This is a genomic window from Clostridium senegalense JC122 (assembly GCF_000285575.1).
GTDB classification, from domain to species: domain Bacteria; phylum Bacillota; class Clostridia; order Clostridiales; family Clostridiaceae; genus Clostridium_J; species Clostridium_J senegalense.
The window spans coordinates 1-254 of record NZ_CAEV01000164.1 but is presented as its reverse complement, the minus strand read 5'-3'; the positions used below and the strand labels follow the sequence as shown (position 1 = coordinate 254).

At 25.2% G+C, this 254-nt stretch carries 1 protein-coding gene; it reads right to left on the bottom strand.

The genetic code is table 11. From position 1 onward, the window contains the following. The coding region (locus CSGHG_RS24975; protein ID WP_010291553.1) for a 16S rRNA (guanine(527)-N(7))-methyltransferase RsmG at positions 1-254 on the bottom strand (254 nt) is incomplete at both ends.

Genomic DNA, 254 nt, shown 5'->3' with positions numbered 1-254 from the left:
TTATTTTCATAGGTACACCTGGGAATCCTCCCCCTGTACCTATATCTATGAATTTTTTACATTTTTTTAATTCTTCTATTTTAAACACTTTTAATGAATCTATAAAATGCTTTTTTATTATTTCTTCATCTTCTGTAATTGCTGTTAAATTTACTTTTTCATTCCATTCTTGTATAAGCTCTTTATATTTTATAAACTTATTATATTTATCTTCATCAAAGCTTAAACCTTCATTGTCACTTGCCACTTTTAAC